Here is a 17144-nt window from a genome sequence, read left to right as displayed (position 1 = left end):
CCTCTGCTTCTCGAACCGCTTCGTACAAAACTCGCTTCGGAAGCATACTCTTAAGTTTTGGTAGCCTCAATTACAATGGGCCGGAAATTCCTTGTCTGCGGATCATAATGAAATGTCCGACCAGCAGTATAAGCAGGACCGCCGGAAGGAAGAATACATGGAGGGCGAAGAAGCGGGTCAGCGTCTCGGCGCCAACAATCGTACCGCCCTGCATCAGCTCCTTCAGCACCGGCCCCATAACCGGAACAGAGTTCGCGATCTCCAGGGTAACCTTGGTTGCGAAGTACGCCTTGTTATCCCAAGGCAGCAGGTAGCCGGTTAATCCCAGCCCCAGCATAACGAAGAAGATCAGCATCCCGACCACCCAGTTCATCTCGCGCGGAGCCTTATAAGAGCCGGTGAAGAATACGCGCATCGTATGAAGAAACATCATGACAATGACCAGACTCGCTCCCCAGTGATGCATCCCGCGGACAATCTGACCGAAAGCAACTTTGGTCTGAAGGTACTCCACACTGGCATAGGCATTTATGATATCGGGTACATAATACATCGTCAGAAACATGCCTGACAGAATCTGAATGACGGTTATGAAAAAAGTAAGTCCGCCGAAGCAATAGACAAAGGCTGAGAAGTGATGGGCCGGATTGACATGCTCGGGAACCTCGTGGTCGGCAACATCTCTCCAGATCGGCGTAATATCCAGACGTTCGTCAATCCAGTTATAGACATTTTTAAACATTGGATTCACGCCTCCTTCTTAGCTTCAGTATTTGGAACGATGTCGCCCAGATACACCCAGCCGCCGTCAATCTTGGTGGTGTACTGGTCAAGCGGCTTCGGGGCTACCGCCAGATTCTTGCCCAGTTTGGTATAACGCGCTCCGTGGCAGGGACAGTGGTATTCATCCGGGAAAGCCTTATCATTGTTCCAGCCTACCGTACAGCCAAGGTGCTTGCAGACCGGTGAAAGCGCATAAATTTGTCCGCTCTCATCTTTACGGATCCACGCCGTCAGCATTGCTGTACTGGCATACCATCCGTCCTGCTGCGGCAGTTCAAAGGTGAACTCCTGGGGTACATCGGTGATCTTGGAAGTTTCCGCTACCTTGATAAAGTCTCCTTCGCCTTTTTTATGTAATATCGGGTCTACGGCAAAACGAATCATCGGCAGAATGGCTCCGGCTCCCATAAAAGCGGTGGCACCGCCTAGTGTATAGGCCAAAAACTGTCTACGCGATATATCCTTCCGTTGGGGCTGTTCTTGCGGAAGCGGTTCCTGTTCTTCATTAAGGCTGCTCATACTGTGTGTAACCCCCTTTTCAAAATTTGAGAAGGCACCTGCAGAGTCCGTTGAAAGACAATTCTGGTAATTAATTCGTTTTCAATGAAAAAAATCACATGACATATAAGTTCAACCTAATCATAGCTTAGGCTCCAAAACCCGTCAAGAATATTGTCTAAATTGTGACAGGCATTTGCGGCTGATTTAAGAATAATTGTTGATTTTTCGTCACATTTAACTTATTTTTCTCTCAACCATAATCTCTGGATTTCATCCCGTATGCGGGAGCTTACCGGAGTATCGGAATCCCTCTCCATTTCAGGCTGGCAAAGGAGTAAATCGCTTTCATAAACCTCTTCTGTTAAAAGCACTTCATTCGCGGATGACACGATGACATACTGGAAACCAATGGATTTGACTTTTTGGCAAAGGGCATTAAGTAAAGCTATACTTTCTGCTCCTGCATACTGTACCGCCGGATAAATCACCACACGCCCTTGAAAAGGCTTCTCGACTAAATCGAGGAAATCACGCTGACGCTCCAGCGCTGCAACGGTCTCGGGAGGTGTCTCCGTCCCTTGAAGTCCTGTATACGGGATTACACAGGTATCGTAGAAATGTCCATCCACATCCCAGGTCTTACGGTCAAAATCACTGAATTTCATCGGCTGGCCCCCTTTTTTGCCGCACATGCAGCATTTAGAATATCATAATTGTAAAATAACCCCCAAAGTGAGGCTTTACCTTCGATGATAACACAGGTACTTTGCGGGAACCCCAAAACATGTAAATTCTTATCTTTTAAAAAAAGAAATGCGCTAGGCGCATTTCTCTATGCCAAACTTTTCAGTTCTTCAGTCAGGTTCCGGAAAGCCGCCTCATCTCCGGCAGCCAGCGCCGTGTCAATCTTCCGGTACAAGATGTCGGTACGACGCTTTCTTAACGCTTCATCCCAAACCATTTCTGCAGCAAGCCCCAGCATCACTTCATAAGTAGCCTTCATTTTGTCCATTCGATACACCTCCGCTGTTTAAGAGTTTCCGTATTCCAATGCCTTCTTCACATAGCTTTCACTGGTGCGTGCCATCCTCAGCAGATCCTGCTGCGTCAACTCACGGATCACTTTGGCGGGGGTGCCTAAGGAGAGCGTGTACGGCGGAATGATTTTGTTTTCGGTTACAATGGAGCCGGCTCCTATTAAAGCATATTCACCAATCTCTGCTCCGTTCAATACAATTGCTCCCATTCCGATTAATGTGCCTTTGCCTATCCGGCAGCCGTGGATAATCGCCGAATGGCCGACCGATATATCATCACCCAGAATCAGAGGTAGACCTTCAGCCACATGACCCACCGTACCATCTTGAATATTGCAGCGCTCTCCGATTATCACCGGAGCCAAATCTCCTCTAAGCACGGCATTGAACCAGATACTGGATTGTTTCCCCATCCTTACATCGCCAACAAGCTTAGCGCCCTCCGCCACATAGACTGATTCATCAAGCTGCGGTATGTAATTCCCATAAGCTATCCGCATCTCTCTCCCCCTTACTTAAGCAGCAGCTTCGGTACGGCCGCTTCACTTCCCCAGGGCGTCATCATAACCACCGGCCCTTCGGCACCTTCACCGAGTCTGATCATACCCAGATGCAGCATCATCCGCAGAATACGTTGTTCGAGTATGGCGCCGGCATCATCATAATAGAACGGCTTAATCAGCCAGCCCAACCCTTCGGATAGCGAAGCTACTGTAACCCATCTGCCTGCACTAAGACTGATCCAATAGACTAGCGACGGCAGATTTGGAATTGCGCCTTTATACAGTCTTAACCAAAAGGAGAATAACTGCATCAGCTTTTCCGATTTCCCTTCCTCCAGGAACTGCTCCCCTAAGGCTGTGAGCTTCAGACGGTAGCCCTCCTCCGAGATCCAGCGGCGGTGGCGGGCATAATCATACAGCAGGGCAAGTCTCGGCGGATAATGCTCACAGGCCCTGCCGTAGCCGAATCTCCACCCGCCTTTGCCCAGCAGGGGCTCAGCAATCTGCAAGGCATTCATCACTCCCTGCTGATTGCGTTTATACAGCGCCCCCTCCTGGCCAAGTTCAGGCTCGTTATCCTTCACATAGCGCAGGAAGAGCAGCAGATCGCCCGCCAGCAGATCACCCTCGCCCCGGTACATTGCCGGTTCAGGACTTGGAGTAATCCCTTCCTTCAGGTGCTCCCCCATCCTGTCGCGGAAGCGGTTCTTCAGATCCCGCGGGACCTGGAACAGATACCTGCTCTGCTGCGATGCACCGGTAAAGAGCCAGCCGCCGTTTTTGAACCTGCTGACCATATCGCGGTAGCTGCCGCTTTTACCGGAGGGAGTGTCAAAACATGCCTGCCTTGCAGCGGCAAGAAGATCTTCCAGACTGAAATGGCTGCGCTCATCAAATAGCAAAGTGTTCAGGAACCGCAGTTCCTCCGGGGTACAGCCCCGGATATGAGACTCCATAAACTCACGGCTGCCCAAGGTAATGAGAATACTCTGAATCAAATCATGTTTGGAATTCCGTTTGCACTCACATTCATAGCGTCCCGCAATGGCGGTAAGCTGACCAATGTCTGCGTAAGTGAGCATATCCGCCAGATTCATCTTTTATCGCCTCACCGTTTTACTACCATTATGGGAAATACAGCCCTTTTTATTCCTTATTACGCAAAAAAAATAACCCGAAGGGTCGGGTTAACGCTGATTCTGCAAGATATGACGGGTACAGTTGTACAATAACGGATTCCATTCCTGCTCGTTTTTCTCCAAAATCGTCAGGGAGAGGTTGCCGAGACGTTCCGAATACTTGTCTTTGTATAGCGCGGTATACAGCTGTGCAAGAAACCCTCCATGGGAGATGACCAGTACATTCTGATCCGGATAACGGGCCGAGAGATCCTCAAGAAAAGCAAGCCCGCGGACCTGAAGCGCCGCATCGCTCTCCTGCCCCAGTGTTAACTGATTCCAATCCTTGCCCCATTTAGCTTCGCGGGCTGCAGCCGTCATACCTTCTACCTGGCCATAAGCGCGCTCACGGATACGATGATCAGGTTCCAGTAAAGGAATTCCCAGCTTGGCGGCAACGATCTTTCCTGTCTCAGCTGCGCGGGAAAGACTGCTCGTAATGCAATAGTCCCAGTGGTAGGGCTCCTGCAGAAGCCGGTCACCCAGCATCTCAGCCTGCCTGCGGCCTTCGTCGTTAAGCGGAATGTCACTTTGTCCCTGAATCTTACCTTCCGCGTTCCAATCCGTCAGCCCGTGGCGTATTAAGCCGATCAGCATTGCCTATCACCTTTCCCTTCCATTTATGTTTGCTTAATAATGTAACACGAATGAAAACAAATGTCTTCTTTTTTAACAAAATTACAGGTCTATTCCTCACTTGGAGCTCATATCGGGATACGAAAAAGCCCTCTTCACGATTTAAGTAAAGGGGCTTTCATTGTCTGCGGTAACGGTTCAGGCGTACCAGCAGGAATATAGACAACCCGACGCCAAGCGTCGACAACACCATCCAGTATTGCGGGTGGGAGGGGCCCATATTGGCTACAAGCGGTTCAATAATACCGCCTTCTGACTCGACCGGATAAGAAGATGACCAATCCAATGTCAGTCCTGCCACCCCTGTTTCTACAATCCCGCTCTGAGCCGCAGTAGTATTCGAGGGTGTTTTGAACATGGTGAAATATAAAAAGCTGGAGATAAACACTGCCAGAAAACAGGCAATCCATAGGCTTAGCCTGCGGCGGAAAACAGCGGAGTTGCCCGCAGATTTACCGTCTCCGGGCATAAGCCAGGGACTTTCCAGATAGATCCGCTCCATAACCTTAAGGTTAATCGCTTCTGCGCGTTCATCACTAACTTCAAACCTTGAGTCCTGCATAAGCTCACTTGTCTCCTGCCACAACGTCCATTCGGCACTGCAATAGGAACAAGCCGCGATATGTTTCTCCAGTCTAATCCGTCTGGGATCCGTGGGGGGAGCGTCCCACAAGAGCGGAATGAAATCCTGCGCTTCCCTGCAATTCATTGGCCTTACACCCTCTCAGCCTGCTCATCAAATTCAGGCTCATAGAAATAGGATTCGAGCTGGAGCTTCACACTGCTCCTGGCGCGGAACAATAGTGATTTCACGGAGCTGACACTCTGATCCAGAATCACTGCAATTTCCTGATAATCCATCTGATCATATTCACGCAGAATGAGCGCAGAACGCTGCTTCTCCGGGAGATTGTTAATCGCTTCACGGACCAGATTCATCCGTTCTTTACGTAATGCCGCCTGTTCCGGGGCAACGTCAAGCGGTGCCACAGGAGTATAACCGCTCTCTTCAAGCGATACATTTCCGGCACGGTTCTTGCGCAGCTCACTTAGCACCGTATTACGGGCAATAGTGTACAGCCAAGTAGAAAAAGAAGCATCCACTTCACGGAACGAATGAAGACTCCGGAAAGCCTTGTAAAAAGTCTCAGAACAGAGGTCTTCGGCAATCAGCTCCATATGGGAATTCTTGAGCATATGATACACGAAAGCCAATATCTTCCGCTGGTAACGTCGCATCAATTCCGAGTATAATTCTGTATCTCCTTGCTTGATAAGCTGGATCAACTGGGAATCCGTCATGGTGAGTTCGGCCCTCCTCGCCCTTGCACGATTAATCCCGTCCGGTCCGTATCTACTTATACCGGTCAGGTAAGAAAAAGTTGCGGCATTGCTACAAATTCGTACGAATAAATGAAATACTTCCTATGTATATTCAACCAGCCGTTAATTAAGGCATACTGTATGTAAATACAGAAAGAAATTCGCATCTTTACAAATTTCTAATACTGTCAGATAGGCACGTGGCTCCCTATACTTGGAAGAAATCTATAAACATACTTAACCCAGTATAGCATAGATTCTAACAGGATGACATTAATAGACTTTTAGATTCAGCGGGAAGTCGAATATTGAAAGCGGTATTATTTAAGTTTGATAAAGGGGTTGACAGAATGTAACCGTATACATATAATAAAAGTACAGTATGGTTTCTCTCCACTCCTATCCAAACACTGCACGGTTCCAATACATTGTGAACTGTAACCGCTTATTATGTAAGCGGTCTTTTTTTTGTCCATTTTTACGAACATTTGGGTATTCGGGCTCCCCCCGCTTGTCCGTAAGGGCGTAACGGACTCAAATGATCTTATTTCACCGATTTCAACCACTTTTGTAGCGTTGCGGACTCAGATGTACTTATTTATGATGTTCCGGGGGCGAAACAGCGATGAATCAGCACCTTAAGGGCTTCTCAGTCCGTAAGGACGAAAAATACAGCTTTTCAAGCAAATAACGTCCCTCCAGTCCGCATTGCGCCCCGCCATCTCCAGTTCCAGCGCGAAATAGAAGGAGCAATAATTATGCGCAGCAAATAAATCCTTATATCAAAGATAAAAGCCGGGGCATCACGCCCCGGCTCTTCGCTACACATATACCGTATAATCATTCTGCTGCAATACAACCTTGGCCCGCTCCATATCATGCTCCTGGCGGAACGACAGGCGCATGATCCCGGGAACATCCTCCCGGCTCTCAATAATCTGCACGTTGCTAAGGTTGATGCCCTGGTCGCCAAGCTCTGTGGTGATGCGTCCGATAATCCCGGGATGATCGGGGACATCAATATGAAGGTCGAACAACGGGACAATCATTCCTTTGCGGCGCTCAGGCAACTGGCTGCGGAACTCATTCGCCTCATGGAAGGCCGACTCGATTCCCGCACCATCCCCCTGCTCCAGCAGATGAATGAATGAAGAAACCTCGTCATTCCAGTCCTTGAGCAGACGCAGCATAACCGAGCGGTTATTGAGCAGGATATCACGCCAGATAATCGGATCGCTCGAGGCAATCCGCGTAATATCCCGGAAGCCGCCGGCCGCAAGTGTGCTGTATAAAGAATCTGAATCATGGTAGGCATGAATCTGATTAACCAGGGCTACCGCGATAATATGCGGCAGGTGGCTGATCGCTCCGACAATCTCATCATGGCGCTCCGGGTCAAGCCGGACAATATGCGCTCTGGTATGTAGAAGCAAGGATTCCAGTGCATAATAAGCTTCCTCCGGAACACCGGGCGGAGGCGTCAGTACGTAATAGGCATTCTCGAACAGCAATGAGGAGGCTGCCTCTACACCCGAGCGTTCCGAGCCAGCCATGGGATGGCCGCCGATGAAATGCACACCGGGAAGGTCAAGGGAGACTGCGCAGGCTGCAATGCTGGCCTTGGTGCTGCCGACGTCGGTGATAATACAGCCCGGCTTCAGCGGCAGGCGGCTCAGCTGCTGAAGATAATCCTCTATCATGCCAACAGGCACACACAGAAAAATATAATCGGCGCCCAGCGCCGCTTCCTCAAGCGATAGGGTAGCCTCATCGACCACACCTCTGCTGACATATTTGATTGCTGATTCAGGACGGTGGGCATGCCCTACTACGGTCAGGCCCTCCTTGCCTTTGAAGCAAAGGGCCAGTGAGCCGCCGATCAGACCGACACCGAAAATTGCTATTTTTGTCGTCATGTTCTTAGAACTACCTGCCTTCTGTGATATCGTCAATCCTGCTTCTGATACAGGTTATGCGCGTACTCCCTGTTCTTCAAGCGCCTTCTCTAAGGCAGCGATGAAGGCTGTATTCTGCTCGGCAGAGCCGACAGTAACCCGGATGTAAGTCGGGTAGCGGTGGTGGCCTGCTCTCACGATAATACCTTGCCGCAGCAGGGCATCGAAGACCTCAAAGGCCGGCTTGCGTACATCCACCATGATGAAATTGCCGTGAGCCGGGAAGGACTCAAGGCCTAGACGCTGGAATTCAGCCTGCAGCTGCACAATTCCGGTACTGTTAAGCGTACGGCACTGCTGGACATATTCCTGATCAGCCAGTGCAGCCAGAGCCCCTACCTGGGCTAAGCGTGTGGTATTGAAAGGTTCCCGCACTTTATTGATTAAGGAGATAATCTGCGGGCTGGCCACGCCGTAACCGATGCGGAGTGCAGCAAGACCGTAGATCTTGGAGAACGTACGGAGTACAACGAGATTCGGATAGGTGTCCAGCAGCTTAATGCCGTTAGAGTAACTCAGATCGGTCACGTATTCGTAATATGCCTCATCCAGTATTACCATAACTCCGGCCGGTACTGCATCCAGGAAAGTAATCAGGGCATCCTCCGGCACAATGGTACCGGTCGGATTGTTGGGGTTGCAGATCCAGATTGCCTTGGTCCGGTCCGTAATCTTCGCCAGCATTGCATCCAGATCATGGGTCCCATTCTTCAAAGGTACTTCAATGGATACAGCACCCTCTATATCAGCGTTGCTCTTATAGACGGAGAAGGTCTGATCCGCCATAATGGTCTCGTCACCGGGCAGGAAAAATGCACGTGCGATCAGAGCAATAATCTCGTCAGAACCGCATCCGAAAATAATGTTATCACTTGCTACTCCCAGATGCTCGGCCAATGCTGCAGTCAGCTCGGCAGCGGAACCGTCCGGGTATAAATACAGATTATCCAGTTCCGCTACAATAGCGGCTTTTGCGCTTGGTGCTGCCCCGTAAGGGTTCTCGTTGGATGCCAGTTTAATAACATCGCTTAAGCCCAGCTCCTTCTTGACTTCTTCGATCGGTTTCCCCGGCTTGTAGACAGGGAGGTCGACGATATTAGGTTTCGGGTTCATGGCCCATCCTCGCTCTCTAGAAGTAATAGACTAGTATCAGGTCAGTATGCAGACCGTTATGGTCTTAATTGTGCCACAAATTCACGAATTTGCAACAGCCCTGCACTTCTTGTCTCCGGCTGGGCCAGCAGAGGAATAACATCCTCCACCTTGCGGACAATCGCACTGCCGACTACTACACCATCGCAAATTTTCGCAAACCTGGACACTTGTTCTCCAGTCGATATCCCGAATCCTACAGCGATCGGGAGGTCTGTAGAGCGGCGGACGGATTGAATGAAGTCATCCACCCCGGTATGAAAAGTAGACCGTTCGCCGGTTACACCAAGCGAAGATACGCAGTAGACGAACCCGCTGGCGCCGGAAACAATCCGCGCGATCCGTTCACTGGAAGTCGGGGCTACCAGCGGAATCAGATTCACTCCGGCTGCATGGCTGCGCTCACGCATGTCCTCCGACTCTTCAACAGGCAGATCGGGAATGATCAGTCCACTGATCTCATGGGCGTCCAGCTCTGCGAAGAAAGTATCCAGCCCCATCTGCATCACCGGATTATAGTAGGTGAACAGGATGAACGGCAGCTGGCTGCCGGCCTGACGTGCCTTAAGGGCTGTCTCCATGCAGGTGCGGAGATGAATATTGCTGCGCAGGGCTCTGGAGGAAGCCCGCTGAATGACCGGACCGTCGGCAAGCGGGTCAGAGTAGGGAACGCCAAGCTCCAGAATATCTGCACCGGCCGCCTCCAGCTCAGCGATAATATCCAGCGTAGTCTCAAGATCGGGATCGCCTACGGTAAGAAAAGGAATCAGGGCTGCCCGGCCCTCTGCCCGCAGCTTTTTGAAGGTCAGATCCATCCGGTTTGTAGTTTCGGTAGTCATTATTTCCCCGCCCCTTCCGTATAGGCCATGATCGATTCCACGTCTTTGTCGCCGCGTCCGGACAGGCAGATGACTACAATATCATCCTTGGTCAGTGTCTTGCCGAGCTTCACCACGTGGGCAATCGCATGGGCAGATTCGAGGGCAGGAATGATGCCTTCCGTCTGACAGAGCAGCTTCAGTGCATCCAGCGCCTCGTCATCCGTAACCGGCACATACTGTGCGCGGTGAATATCCTTCAGATAGGAGTGTTCGGGTCCGACACCGGGATAATCCAGTCCGGCCGAAATGGAATGGGCTTCGGTCACCTGTCCGTGCTCATCCTGCAGCAGGTAGCTGAGCGAGCCCTGGAAGACGCCGTGGCTTCCCTTACTCATAGTTGCTGCATGGAACGGAGTATCAATTCCCTTGCCGGCAGCTTCAACACCAATCATACCAACCTGCTCATCCTCCATAAAAGGATAGAACATGCCGATGGCATTACTGCCTCCGCCTACCGCGGCAACCAGCAGATCCGGCAAGCGTCCTTCTGCCTCCAGAATCTGGCGGCGGGTCTCATCCCCGATAATCCGCTGGAAATTACGGACCATCATCGGATAGGGATGCGGGCCTACGGCAGAGCCAAGGATATAGAAGGTATCCTCAACGTTGCTCACCCAGTAGCGCAGTGCCTCATTACCGGCGTCCTTCAGGGTTCTTGACCCGGAGGTTACAGGAATTACCTCTGCACCAAGCAGCTTCATACGGAAGACGTTCAGTGCCTGGCGGCGGGTATCCTCTTCGCCCATGAATACCTTACATTCCATACCAAGCAAGGCTGCAACTGTAGCGGTAGCCACGCCGTGCTGGCCGGCTCCTGTTTCGGCAATCACCTTGGTTTTACCCATCATTTTGGCCAGAATGCCTTGTCCGATAGCGTTGTTGATCTTGTGCGCACCTGTATGATTCAGGTCCTCACGCTTCAGATAGATCTTCGCCTCACCCAGATGTCTGCTAAGCCGCTCTGCATAATACAGCGGGGTCTCACGTCCGGAATACTGCTTAAGCAGGTAATCTATTTCCTCCTGAAATGCCGGGTCTGCCGAGAATTTACGGTAGGCCTCCTCCAGCTCAATCAGTGCATTCATCAAGGTTTCAGGAACGAAGCGGCCTCCAAAAGAACCAAAACGTCCGTTCTTGTCCGGTACTTGTATCATGATTGCTTCACCCTTTCCACGAAAGCTGTCATTTTTGCGATATCCTTAAGGCCGTTACTCTCCACTCCGCTGGATACATCCACGCCATATGGCGCGTAGCCGTCCAGCAGCTCGTTCACATTGTCCGGGTGCAGTCCTCCGGCTATAAATAAAGGCAGTGCGACCTCCTCCGCCGCCTGTTGATATAGCGGAATCTGTTTCCAGTCAAACGTACGTCCGGAGCCTCCGCTGCCCTGCGGGTCATAGGTATCCAGGAGCAGCGCATCGATTGTGCCGCTGTAGCTCTCCAGGAGAGCATGAATGCCGGTTCCGGCATCAGGGGCATGGCCCGCCACAGAAAGTGCTTTCCATACTTGAATCTGCGGAAAAGCCTGCTTGACCTCACTGCAGAACAGCGGACTCTCTTGCCCATGCAGCTGCACGACATCCAGCGGTACTGTTCTGAGCAGCTCAGTCAGCTCAGTAAGCTGCGGATTGACGAAGACTCCCGCAGCGCGGGGTGCTGTCCCAGTATTCCACTCCTTCAGCTCTGCAACAAGCTCGGCAGCAGCTCCAGCAGTCACTCTGCGGCGGCTCGGGGCAAATACCAATCCGATATAATCCAGAGGCAAACTCTTCATAGATTTTAGCACTTCAACGTCCTGAAGTCCACAGATTTTTACGATTGTGTCAGCCATGCAGCGCACGGTCCTTCCCTGCAGGAAGCGGTCCGAGCAGCTGATTTACTGCCTGCTCTACATCCGGCTGGCGCATCAGATATTCTCCTACCAGCACGCCGGTAGCCCGGGTCTTGCTTAAGAATGCGATGTCCTCCGGACCGGTAATCCCGCTCTCACTGATGACCGGCAGTCCCTCCGGAAGCAGTGCCGCAAGCTCGGCTGTGGCAGAAAGCGCGGTCTCAAAGGTCTTCAGATTCCGGTTGTTGATGCCAAGCAACACGCCGGGATGAACAGCCTTGCCGGTGGCCAGCACCATTTCCAGTTCGGTGCGGTCATGTACTTCAATCAGAATATCGAGGCCAAGCGCTGCAGCGGTATCGGTGAATGCGCTCAGCTGTTCAGATGTCAGAATAGCGGCAATGAGCAGAATAGCATCTGCTCCCAGCAGGCGCGCTTCGTAGATCTGCTTCTCATCAATGATGAAATCTTTGCGCAGCAGAGGAAGCTCCACCGCTGCCCTTACCTGCTGCAGATACGATCCGCTGCCCTGAAAATATTCCCGGTCCGTAAGCACCGACAGGCAGTCCGCGCCTCCTGCCGCATAGCCTTTAGCAATCTCAACCGGATCAAAATCGGCACGGATCAGGCCTTTGGAAGGCGAAGCCTTCTTCACCTCGGCGATCAGCCCCATGTCCCGGTTCCGCCGCCCGGTCAGCGCAGCGCGGAAGCCTCTCGTTGCAGGCAGAGCAGCGATAGCCCGTTCAGCCTCTTCCAATGAAAATGTCTTATTTAACGCCTCCACCTCTTTCACTTTGGTGGCAACAATCCGGTCAAGATACATAATCAAGCTCCTTCGTCATGGCTTTTAACTGTTCCAGCTTGCGCAGTGCTGCTCCTGAATCCACTACCTCTCTTGCCCGGTCTACGCCTTCCCGCAGTGTATCTGCAAGACCGGCAACATAGATGCATGCCCCGGCATTCGCTAATACGATATCACGGTATGGATTGATTTGACCTTCCAGTACTGTAGTGATAATTGCCGCGTTCTCGGCCGCATCACCTCCGAGCACATCCTCCAGCGGATGCTGGCTCAGCCCGAGCTCCTGTGGTGTAACCTCGTAGGTTGTGACCACACCATTTCTCAGCTCGGAGACCTGGGTCGGCGCCGAGATGCTGATTTCATCCAGACCGTCCAGACTGCTGACAATCATTGCCCGCTTGGAGCCCAGCTCGCCCAGCACTTTGGCCACAGTCTCCGTTTTGTTGCGGTCATAGATGCCCATGAGCTGCCGGTCAGCTCCTGCCGGATTCGTCAGCGGGCCAAGCATATTGAATACAGTACGCACACCCAGCTCACGGCGGGGAGCAGCAGCATGCTTCATTGACGGATGGTAGATTTGTGCGAACAGGAAGCAGATTCCGATGCTGTCCAGACATTGCCGGGCCTGCTCCGCATTCAGATGAATATTGACGCCGAGAGCCTCGAGTACGTCGGCGCTGCCTGCTCTGCCGGAAGCCGAACGGTTGCCGTGCTTCGCAACTCTTACAGAAGCGGCAGACGAGATGATTGCCGAGGCGGTGGAGATATTAAACTTATGAATACCGGAGCCTCCGGTGCCGCAGGTATCGAGCAGCTGGCTACGTTCCGTAAGTACCGGTGTCCCGAAACCGCGCATCGCTTCCGCGAACCCGGTGATTTCCTCTACCGTTTCACCCTTAATACGCAGCGCTGTGAGCAGTGCACCGATCTGCGCGTGTGTTGCCGCCCCCTCCATAATGGTCCCCATTACCTCCCGTGCCTGCGTGCGGGTAAGATCCTTTCCTTCAATTAATCCGGCAATTCCTGATTGTATTAACTGGCTTGCTTCCATATTGATTCCCTCCTAAGAGTTTTGTAGGCGGACTTCCTGAATCAGCTTCTTACAAAACCGGATCCGGAGCATACGCCAAAAATAGTATGGAGCATTCTCTGCTCGTCTTAGCTCATCTCTGCTTATCCCCGGCTCACGGGGTATACTCGTACATATAGTCCTGGTTGATAACCTGTTTCTCCTTCACCTCAGCGGGGAACATGGCTTCGGCCATCCGGATCGCCTTCAGCATGCCCTTGGCCTTGTTCAGGGTCTCTTCATATTCCTTCTCCGGAACCGAGTCCCAGACAATTCCGGCTCCAGCCTGTACATAAGCCCGGCCTTTGCGGAAAATAATTGTGCGAATGGTTATGCAGGAATCCATATTCCCGGAGAAGCCGAGATAACCGATGGCGCCGGCATAAGCGCCGCGTGCTTCCTTTTCCAGTTCGGCAATGATCTCCATCGCCCGCAGCTTCGGTGCCCCCGATACAGTCCCTGCCGGGAGGCAGGAGAGGAAGGCATCGAAGAAATCTTTATCGTCTGCCAGCGTCCCGGACACGTTCGAGACGATATGCATCACATGCGAGTATTTCTCGATTTCCATGAACGAGTCGCATTTCACCGTGCCGAACTTCGACACACGGCCCAGGTCATTACGGCCCAGATCAACGAGCATCAGATGCTCCGCGCGTTCCTTCTCATCCTCCAGCAGTTCAGCGGCGAGCTGGCGGTCCTGCGCCTCTGTCTCTCCGCGCGGCCGGGTTCCGGCAATCGGGCGGGTCTCGACCCGTCCGCTACTATCCACCTTAACCAGCGCTTCCGGTGAAGTGCCTACGATGATCTCTTCGTCCATTTTCAGATAATACATATAAGGTGAAGGATTCAGCGTCCGCAGCATGCGGTACACATGCAGTGGAGATACTTCGGTTTCTATATGCAGCCGCTGGGACAGCACCACTTGGAAGATATCACCAGCGCGAATGTACTCTTTGGCCTGCTCCACATTGCTGATGTATTGTTCCTTGGTCAGATTGGAGTGAATCTCACCCAGGTCAATGTCCTGCGGGATGCTGCGGCGGTTGACGTTCTCCTTCGGTCCTTCCTTTTGCAGCTCTTCAGCCATGTTCTCCAGGCGGCGGCTTAGTTCCTCGTAACCTGCGCGAATCTCGGAATCGGTATCGCCATCCTTGATATGCAGATTGCCTACCAGCAGAATCTGCTGCTTCACATGATCGAAGACGATGATGCGGTCACAGAACATGAAGCGGATATCGTCCATATTCAGGTCATCTACGGCATGCGCTGACAGCTTCTCGTAATACTGCAACAGATCGTAGCCGAAGAATCCGATAGCACCACCCGTAAACGGCGGCATCCCATCCAGCTTGGGACTGCGGTAAGAGCGGAGCAGCGCCTTAAGCTCCTCGACAGGTTTGCCAAACAGCTGTTTTTTTTCACCGCCGACTTCAACGTGGATCAGGCCTTTTTTGCCTGAAATCATCAGGAACGGATCACTGCCGATAAAGGAATAACGCGCCCATTGGCTGCCGCCTTCTACACTCTCCAGCAGGAATGCACGATCCTGCTCCGCAAAACGCTGGAACAAGCGGATGGGTGTTTCCATATCTGCCAGCAGCCTCTTCACTACCGGGATCAGATTATACTTCCGCGACAGCGACACTACTTCTTCAATGCTCGGATTCGTCACTTGGCTAACCTCCTGGGATTCTATAGGTAATGTCCGAAATACAGAAAAACCTCTACCGGAGTAGAGGTTTGTGTTAGCAAGTATGTGAATAAGCGCCTGGGACCGGCAAAAACCAAATCGAGTACAGATCATCCCCTCAAAGGATACACTTATAGCGTATGGGCAGCTGCTGCACAAACTCTATACGGGTATGCCAAAAAAAGAACGCTGATAATCAATGGTCTGCTCTTCAAAAAAAGTCCTGCACTCTGCTCAACTATACTCATCTTAACTAAACTATACTCTGCTTCACTCGGCTAACTACACTATACATGATGACGGCGGTTAATGACAACCCCGCATATGTAATTTATTACTTGCCCTGTGAGAGATCCGGACGAAGCCGCTGGGCTTCATTCAGATACACATGGCGGATGTCCCGCTGTGATTTATCCGTATTAACCTGAACCATCAGGCGGATGCATTGTGGCAGGCTGCCTTTGACCGGAATCTCCACCGAACACATCAGCGGTACCATTTCCCAGCCTTCAATCTCACGGATGGCACGCGCCGGAAAGGTGGCGTCCAGATCTGCGGTCATCGTGATCCACACACTGCAGATATCCTCGGCGATAACATCGTTGCGCTCAACAATTTCCCTCAGCAGCACAACAGTCTCGCGCAAAATTTCGGTTTCCTCATTCTTCGTTACGGTTGTTGCACCGCGTATCCCCCGGTTCACCATGGGCTTTCCTCCTTCTTGAGCTGGGCGATAACCCGGCGTACATCACTTGCCTGCACATCGCCCACAATACTGACAGCGCCGATGTCGTCCGGTACGATAAAGGTCATTCTGCCTTCCTTGAACTTCTTGTCATGCATCATGGCTTCCATCAGCTCATCCTCGCCGTATTCCGCCGGCAGTCTGACCGGCAGAGACAATGCGGTGAGCATAGATACCGTATCTTCATAGATCGCTCTGTCCCGGCCCAGCTTCGCGGCCAGCAGGGCTGATCCGGCCATTCCAATGGCAATAGCCTCACCATGAAGAAATACGCCGTAGCCGCCTACTGCTTCAATAGCATGTCCAATGGTATGCCCCAGGTTCAGAATCGCACGCTGCCCCTGCTCCGTCTCATCATTGCAAACAACGTCAGCCTTGATCGCACAGCCGCGTTCCAGTGCGTACCCCAGAGCCTCCGGTTCCAGGGCAAGCAGCTCTCCGGCATGTTCACGGCACCAGTACGCGAACTCTTTGTCAAAGATCAGACCATGTTTCACAACCTCAGCCAGTCCCGAAGCAACTTGGCGTGGAGGAAGTGTAGCAAGGGTGTCCAGATCGTACAGCACCATGGACGGCTGGTAGAAGGCGCCAAGCATATTCTTGGCCAGCGGATGGTTGACTCCAACCTTGCCGCCTACACTGCTGTCGTGGGCGAGGATCGTGGTAGGAATCTGCATGAATCCGATTCCCCGCATATAAGAGGCGGCGACGAATCCGGCCAGATCCCCTACAACCCCCCCGCCAAGCGCCAGCACTGCAGAGCTGCGGTCCAGCCCGCCCTGAATGGCTGTCGTAATGACCTCTTCATAGACGGCCAGAGATTTGGAAGCTTCACCTGCCTGAATTACATGGCTGACTACCGTATATCCGCTGCCGCGCAGGGATGCCTCCACCTGATCCAGATACCGCGGAGCCACTTCACTGTCCGTGACAACCAGCAGCGGACTGCGCTGCGGGAAACCGGCTTCTATGCAGCGTTCACCAATATTCTGCAGCAGTCCGCTGCCGATATAAATAGGATAAGACCGTTCACCCAGAGCTACCGTAATACTGCGCAT

19 protein-coding genes are annotated in these 17144 nt (G+C 52.1%); all 19 read right to left on the bottom strand.

Annotated elements, in window-relative coordinates:
- Nucleotides 1–70: 70 nt before the first annotated feature.
- Nucleotides 71–742: a menaquinol-cytochrome c reductase cytochrome b subunit gene (gene qcrB / locus MKZ24_RS16810; RefSeq protein WP_020427667.1), complete on the bottom strand. Its 672-nt coding sequence runs from the start codon at nucleotides 740–742 to the stop codon at nucleotides 71–73.
- Nucleotides 743–747: 5 nt separating this feature from the next.
- A complete protein-coding gene (locus MKZ24_RS16805; protein WP_039309880.1) occupies nucleotides 748–1302 on the bottom strand; it encodes a ubiquinol-cytochrome c reductase iron-sulfur subunit in 555 nt (184 codons plus the stop codon).
- A 221-nt stretch (nucleotides 1303–1523) separates the two neighbouring features.
- A complete protein-coding gene (locus MKZ24_RS16800) occupies nucleotides 1524–1949 on the bottom strand; it encodes a DUF2487 family protein (RefSeq protein ID WP_340784712.1) in 426 nt (141 codons plus the stop codon).
- Between the two features lie 167 nt (nucleotides 1950–2116).
- Nucleotides 2117–2296, bottom strand: a complete 180-nt coding sequence (locus MKZ24_RS16795; RefSeq protein WP_039309877.1) for an IDEAL domain-containing protein — start codon at nucleotides 2294–2296, stop codon at nucleotides 2117–2119.
- 18 nt (nucleotides 2297–2314) lie between these two features.
- Complete coding sequence (locus tag MKZ24_RS16790; protein ID WP_340784709.1) at nucleotides 2315–2821, bottom strand: gamma carbonic anhydrase family protein; 507 nt, start codon at nucleotides 2819–2821, stop codon at nucleotides 2315–2317.
- A gap of 11 nt (nucleotides 2822–2832) precedes the next feature.
- Nucleotides 2833–3921 (bottom strand): hypothetical protein, encoded by a 1089-nt coding sequence (locus tag MKZ24_RS16785; protein ID WP_340784707.1) that lies wholly within the window; start codon nucleotides 3919–3921, stop codon nucleotides 2833–2835.
- 90 nt (nucleotides 3922–4011) lie between these two features.
- Nucleotides 4012–4599 carry a histidine phosphatase family protein gene (locus tag MKZ24_RS16780; protein ID WP_171716671.1) on the bottom strand — a complete coding sequence of 196 codons (588 nt, stop codon included), beginning with the start codon at nucleotides 4597–4599 and terminating at the stop codon, nucleotides 4012–4014.
- 157 nt (nucleotides 4600–4756) lie between these two features.
- Nucleotides 4757–5347 (bottom strand): zf-HC2 domain-containing protein, encoded by a 591-nt coding sequence (locus MKZ24_RS16775; protein ID WP_340784702.1) that lies wholly within the window; start codon nucleotides 5345–5347, stop codon nucleotides 4757–4759.
- A 5-nt stretch (nucleotides 5348–5352) separates the two neighbouring features.
- Nucleotides 5353–5940 (bottom strand): RNA polymerase sigma factor, encoded by a 588-nt coding sequence (locus MKZ24_RS16770; protein ID WP_039309865.1) that lies wholly within the window; start codon nucleotides 5938–5940, stop codon nucleotides 5353–5355.
- An 842-nt stretch (nucleotides 5941–6782) separates the two neighbouring features.
- Entirely contained in the window at nucleotides 6783–7877 is a 1095-nt protein-coding gene (locus MKZ24_RS16765) for a prephenate dehydrogenase (RefSeq protein WP_042237619.1), read from the bottom strand.
- A gap of 54 nt (nucleotides 7878–7931) precedes the next feature.
- A complete protein-coding gene (gene hisC / locus MKZ24_RS16760; RefSeq protein ID WP_042237620.1) occupies nucleotides 7932–9029 on the bottom strand; it encodes a histidinol-phosphate transaminase in 1098 nt (365 codons plus the stop codon).
- 56 nt (nucleotides 9030–9085) lie between these two features.
- On the bottom strand, nucleotides 9086–9907 hold the full coding sequence (trpA, locus tag MKZ24_RS16755) for a tryptophan synthase subunit alpha (protein WP_042237622.1): 822 nt from the start codon (nucleotides 9905–9907) through the stop codon (nucleotides 9086–9088).
- Nucleotides 9907–11103 carry a tryptophan synthase subunit beta gene (gene trpB, locus MKZ24_RS16750; protein WP_042237623.1) on the bottom strand — a complete coding sequence of 399 codons (1197 nt, stop codon included), beginning with the start codon at nucleotides 11101–11103 and terminating at the stop codon, nucleotides 9907–9909. Before trpB ends, trpA begins: the two co-directional genes overlap by 1 nt.
- Nucleotides 11100–11780 (bottom strand): phosphoribosylanthranilate isomerase, encoded by a 681-nt coding sequence (locus tag MKZ24_RS16745; protein ID WP_042237625.1) that lies wholly within the window; start codon nucleotides 11778–11780, stop codon nucleotides 11100–11102. Before MKZ24_RS16745 ends, trpB begins: the two co-directional genes overlap by 4 nt.
- A complete protein-coding gene (gene trpC, locus MKZ24_RS16740) occupies nucleotides 11773–12603 on the bottom strand; it encodes an indole-3-glycerol phosphate synthase TrpC (RefSeq protein WP_042237627.1) in 831 nt (276 codons plus the stop codon). Before trpC ends, MKZ24_RS16745 begins: the two co-directional genes overlap by 8 nt.
- Complete coding sequence (trpD, locus tag MKZ24_RS16735) at nucleotides 12593–13633, bottom strand: anthranilate phosphoribosyltransferase (RefSeq protein WP_039301835.1); 1041 nt, start codon at nucleotides 13631–13633, stop codon at nucleotides 12593–12595. The genes trpC and trpD overlap by 11 nt, the downstream gene beginning before the upstream one ends.
- A 133-nt stretch (nucleotides 13634–13766) precedes the next feature.
- Nucleotides 13767–15323, bottom strand: a complete 1557-nt coding sequence (gene trpE / locus MKZ24_RS16730) for an anthranilate synthase component I (protein WP_340784693.1) — start codon at nucleotides 15321–15323, stop codon at nucleotides 13767–13769.
- A 352-nt stretch (nucleotides 15324–15675) separates the two neighbouring features.
- A complete protein-coding gene (aroH, locus tag MKZ24_RS16725; RefSeq protein ID WP_042138621.1) occupies nucleotides 15676–16047 on the bottom strand; it encodes a chorismate mutase in 372 nt (123 codons plus the stop codon).
- Nucleotides 16041–17144, bottom strand: coding sequence for a 3-dehydroquinate synthase (aroB, locus tag MKZ24_RS16720; protein WP_042237632.1), 1104 nt, complete (start codon nucleotides 17142–17144; stop codon nucleotides 16041–16043). Before aroB ends, aroH begins: the two co-directional genes overlap by 7 nt.

Source organism: Paenibacillus sp. FSL R7-0297 (genome assembly GCF_038009025.1).
In the GTDB taxonomy this organism is placed as follows: domain Bacteria; phylum Bacillota; class Bacilli; order Paenibacillales; family Paenibacillaceae; genus Paenibacillus_AQ.
This window is presented reverse-complemented; position numbering and strand designations above follow the sequence as displayed.

What these genes read in the sequence shown, in the direction of transcription:
- MKZ24_RS16770 (WP_039309865.1), bottom strand. Translation starts at nt 5,940, where the DNA reads ATGACGGATTCCCAGTTGATCCAGCTTATCAAGCAAGGAGATACAGAA.
- MKZ24_RS16775 (WP_340784702.1), bottom strand. Translation starts at nt 5,347, where the DNA reads ATGAATTGCAGGGAAGCGCAGGATTTCATTCCGCTCTTGTGGGACGCT.
- hisC (WP_042237620.1), bottom strand. Translation starts at nt 9,029, where the DNA reads ATGAACCCGAAACCTAATATCGTCGACCTCCCTGTCTACAAGCCGGGG.
- trpD (WP_039301835.1), bottom strand. Translation starts at nt 13,633, where the DNA reads ATGGAAGCAAGCCAGTTAATACAATCAGGAATTGCCGGATTAATTGAA.
- MKZ24_RS16795 (WP_039309877.1), bottom strand. Translation starts at nt 2,296, where the DNA reads ATGGACAAAATGAAGGCTACTTATGAAGTGATGCTGGGGCTTGCTGCA.
- MKZ24_RS16765 (WP_042237619.1), bottom strand. Translation starts at nt 7,877, where the DNA reads ATGACGACAAAAATAGCAATTTTCGGTGTCGGTCTGATCGGCGGCTCA.
- aroH (WP_042138621.1), bottom strand. Translation starts at nt 16,047, where the DNA reads ATGGTGAACCGGGGGATACGCGGTGCAACAACCGTAACGAAGAATGAG.
- MKZ24_RS16790 (WP_340784709.1), bottom strand. Translation starts at nt 2,821, where the DNA reads ATGCGGATAGCTTATGGGAATTACATACCGCAGCTTGATGAATCAGTC.
- aroB (WP_042237632.1), bottom strand. Translation starts at nt 17,144, where the DNA reads ATGCGCAGTATTACGGTAGCTCTGGGTGAACGGTCTTATCCTATTTAT.
- MKZ24_RS16785 (WP_340784707.1), bottom strand. Translation starts at nt 3,921, where the DNA reads ATGAATCTGGCGGATATGCTCACTTACGCAGACATTGGTCAGCTTACC.
- MKZ24_RS16745 (WP_042237625.1), bottom strand. Translation starts at nt 11,780, where the DNA reads ATGGCTGACACAATCGTAAAAATCTGTGGACTTCAGGACGTTGAAGTG.
- trpA (WP_042237622.1), bottom strand. Translation starts at nt 9,907, where the DNA reads ATGACTACCGAAACTACAAACCGGATGGATCTGACCTTCAAAAAGCTG.
- trpB (WP_042237623.1), bottom strand. Translation starts at nt 11,103, where the DNA reads ATGATACAAGTACCGGACAAGAACGGACGTTTTGGTTCTTTTGGAGGC.
- MKZ24_RS16800 (WP_340784712.1), bottom strand. Translation starts at nt 1,949, where the DNA reads ATGAAATTCAGTGATTTTGACCGTAAGACCTGGGATGTGGATGGACAT.
- MKZ24_RS16780 (WP_171716671.1), bottom strand. Translation starts at nt 4,599, where the DNA reads ATGCTGATCGGCTTAATACGCCACGGGCTGACGGATTGGAACGCGGAA.
- trpC (WP_042237627.1), bottom strand. Translation starts at nt 12,603, where the DNA reads ATGTATCTTGACCGGATTGTTGCCACCAAAGTGAAAGAGGTGGAGGCG.
- qcrB (WP_020427667.1), bottom strand. Translation starts at nt 742, where the DNA reads ATGTTTAAAAATGTCTATAACTGGATTGACGAACGTCTGGATATTACG.
- MKZ24_RS16805 (WP_039309880.1), bottom strand. Translation starts at nt 1,302, where the DNA reads ATGAGCAGCCTTAATGAAGAACAGGAACCGCTTCCGCAAGAACAGCCC.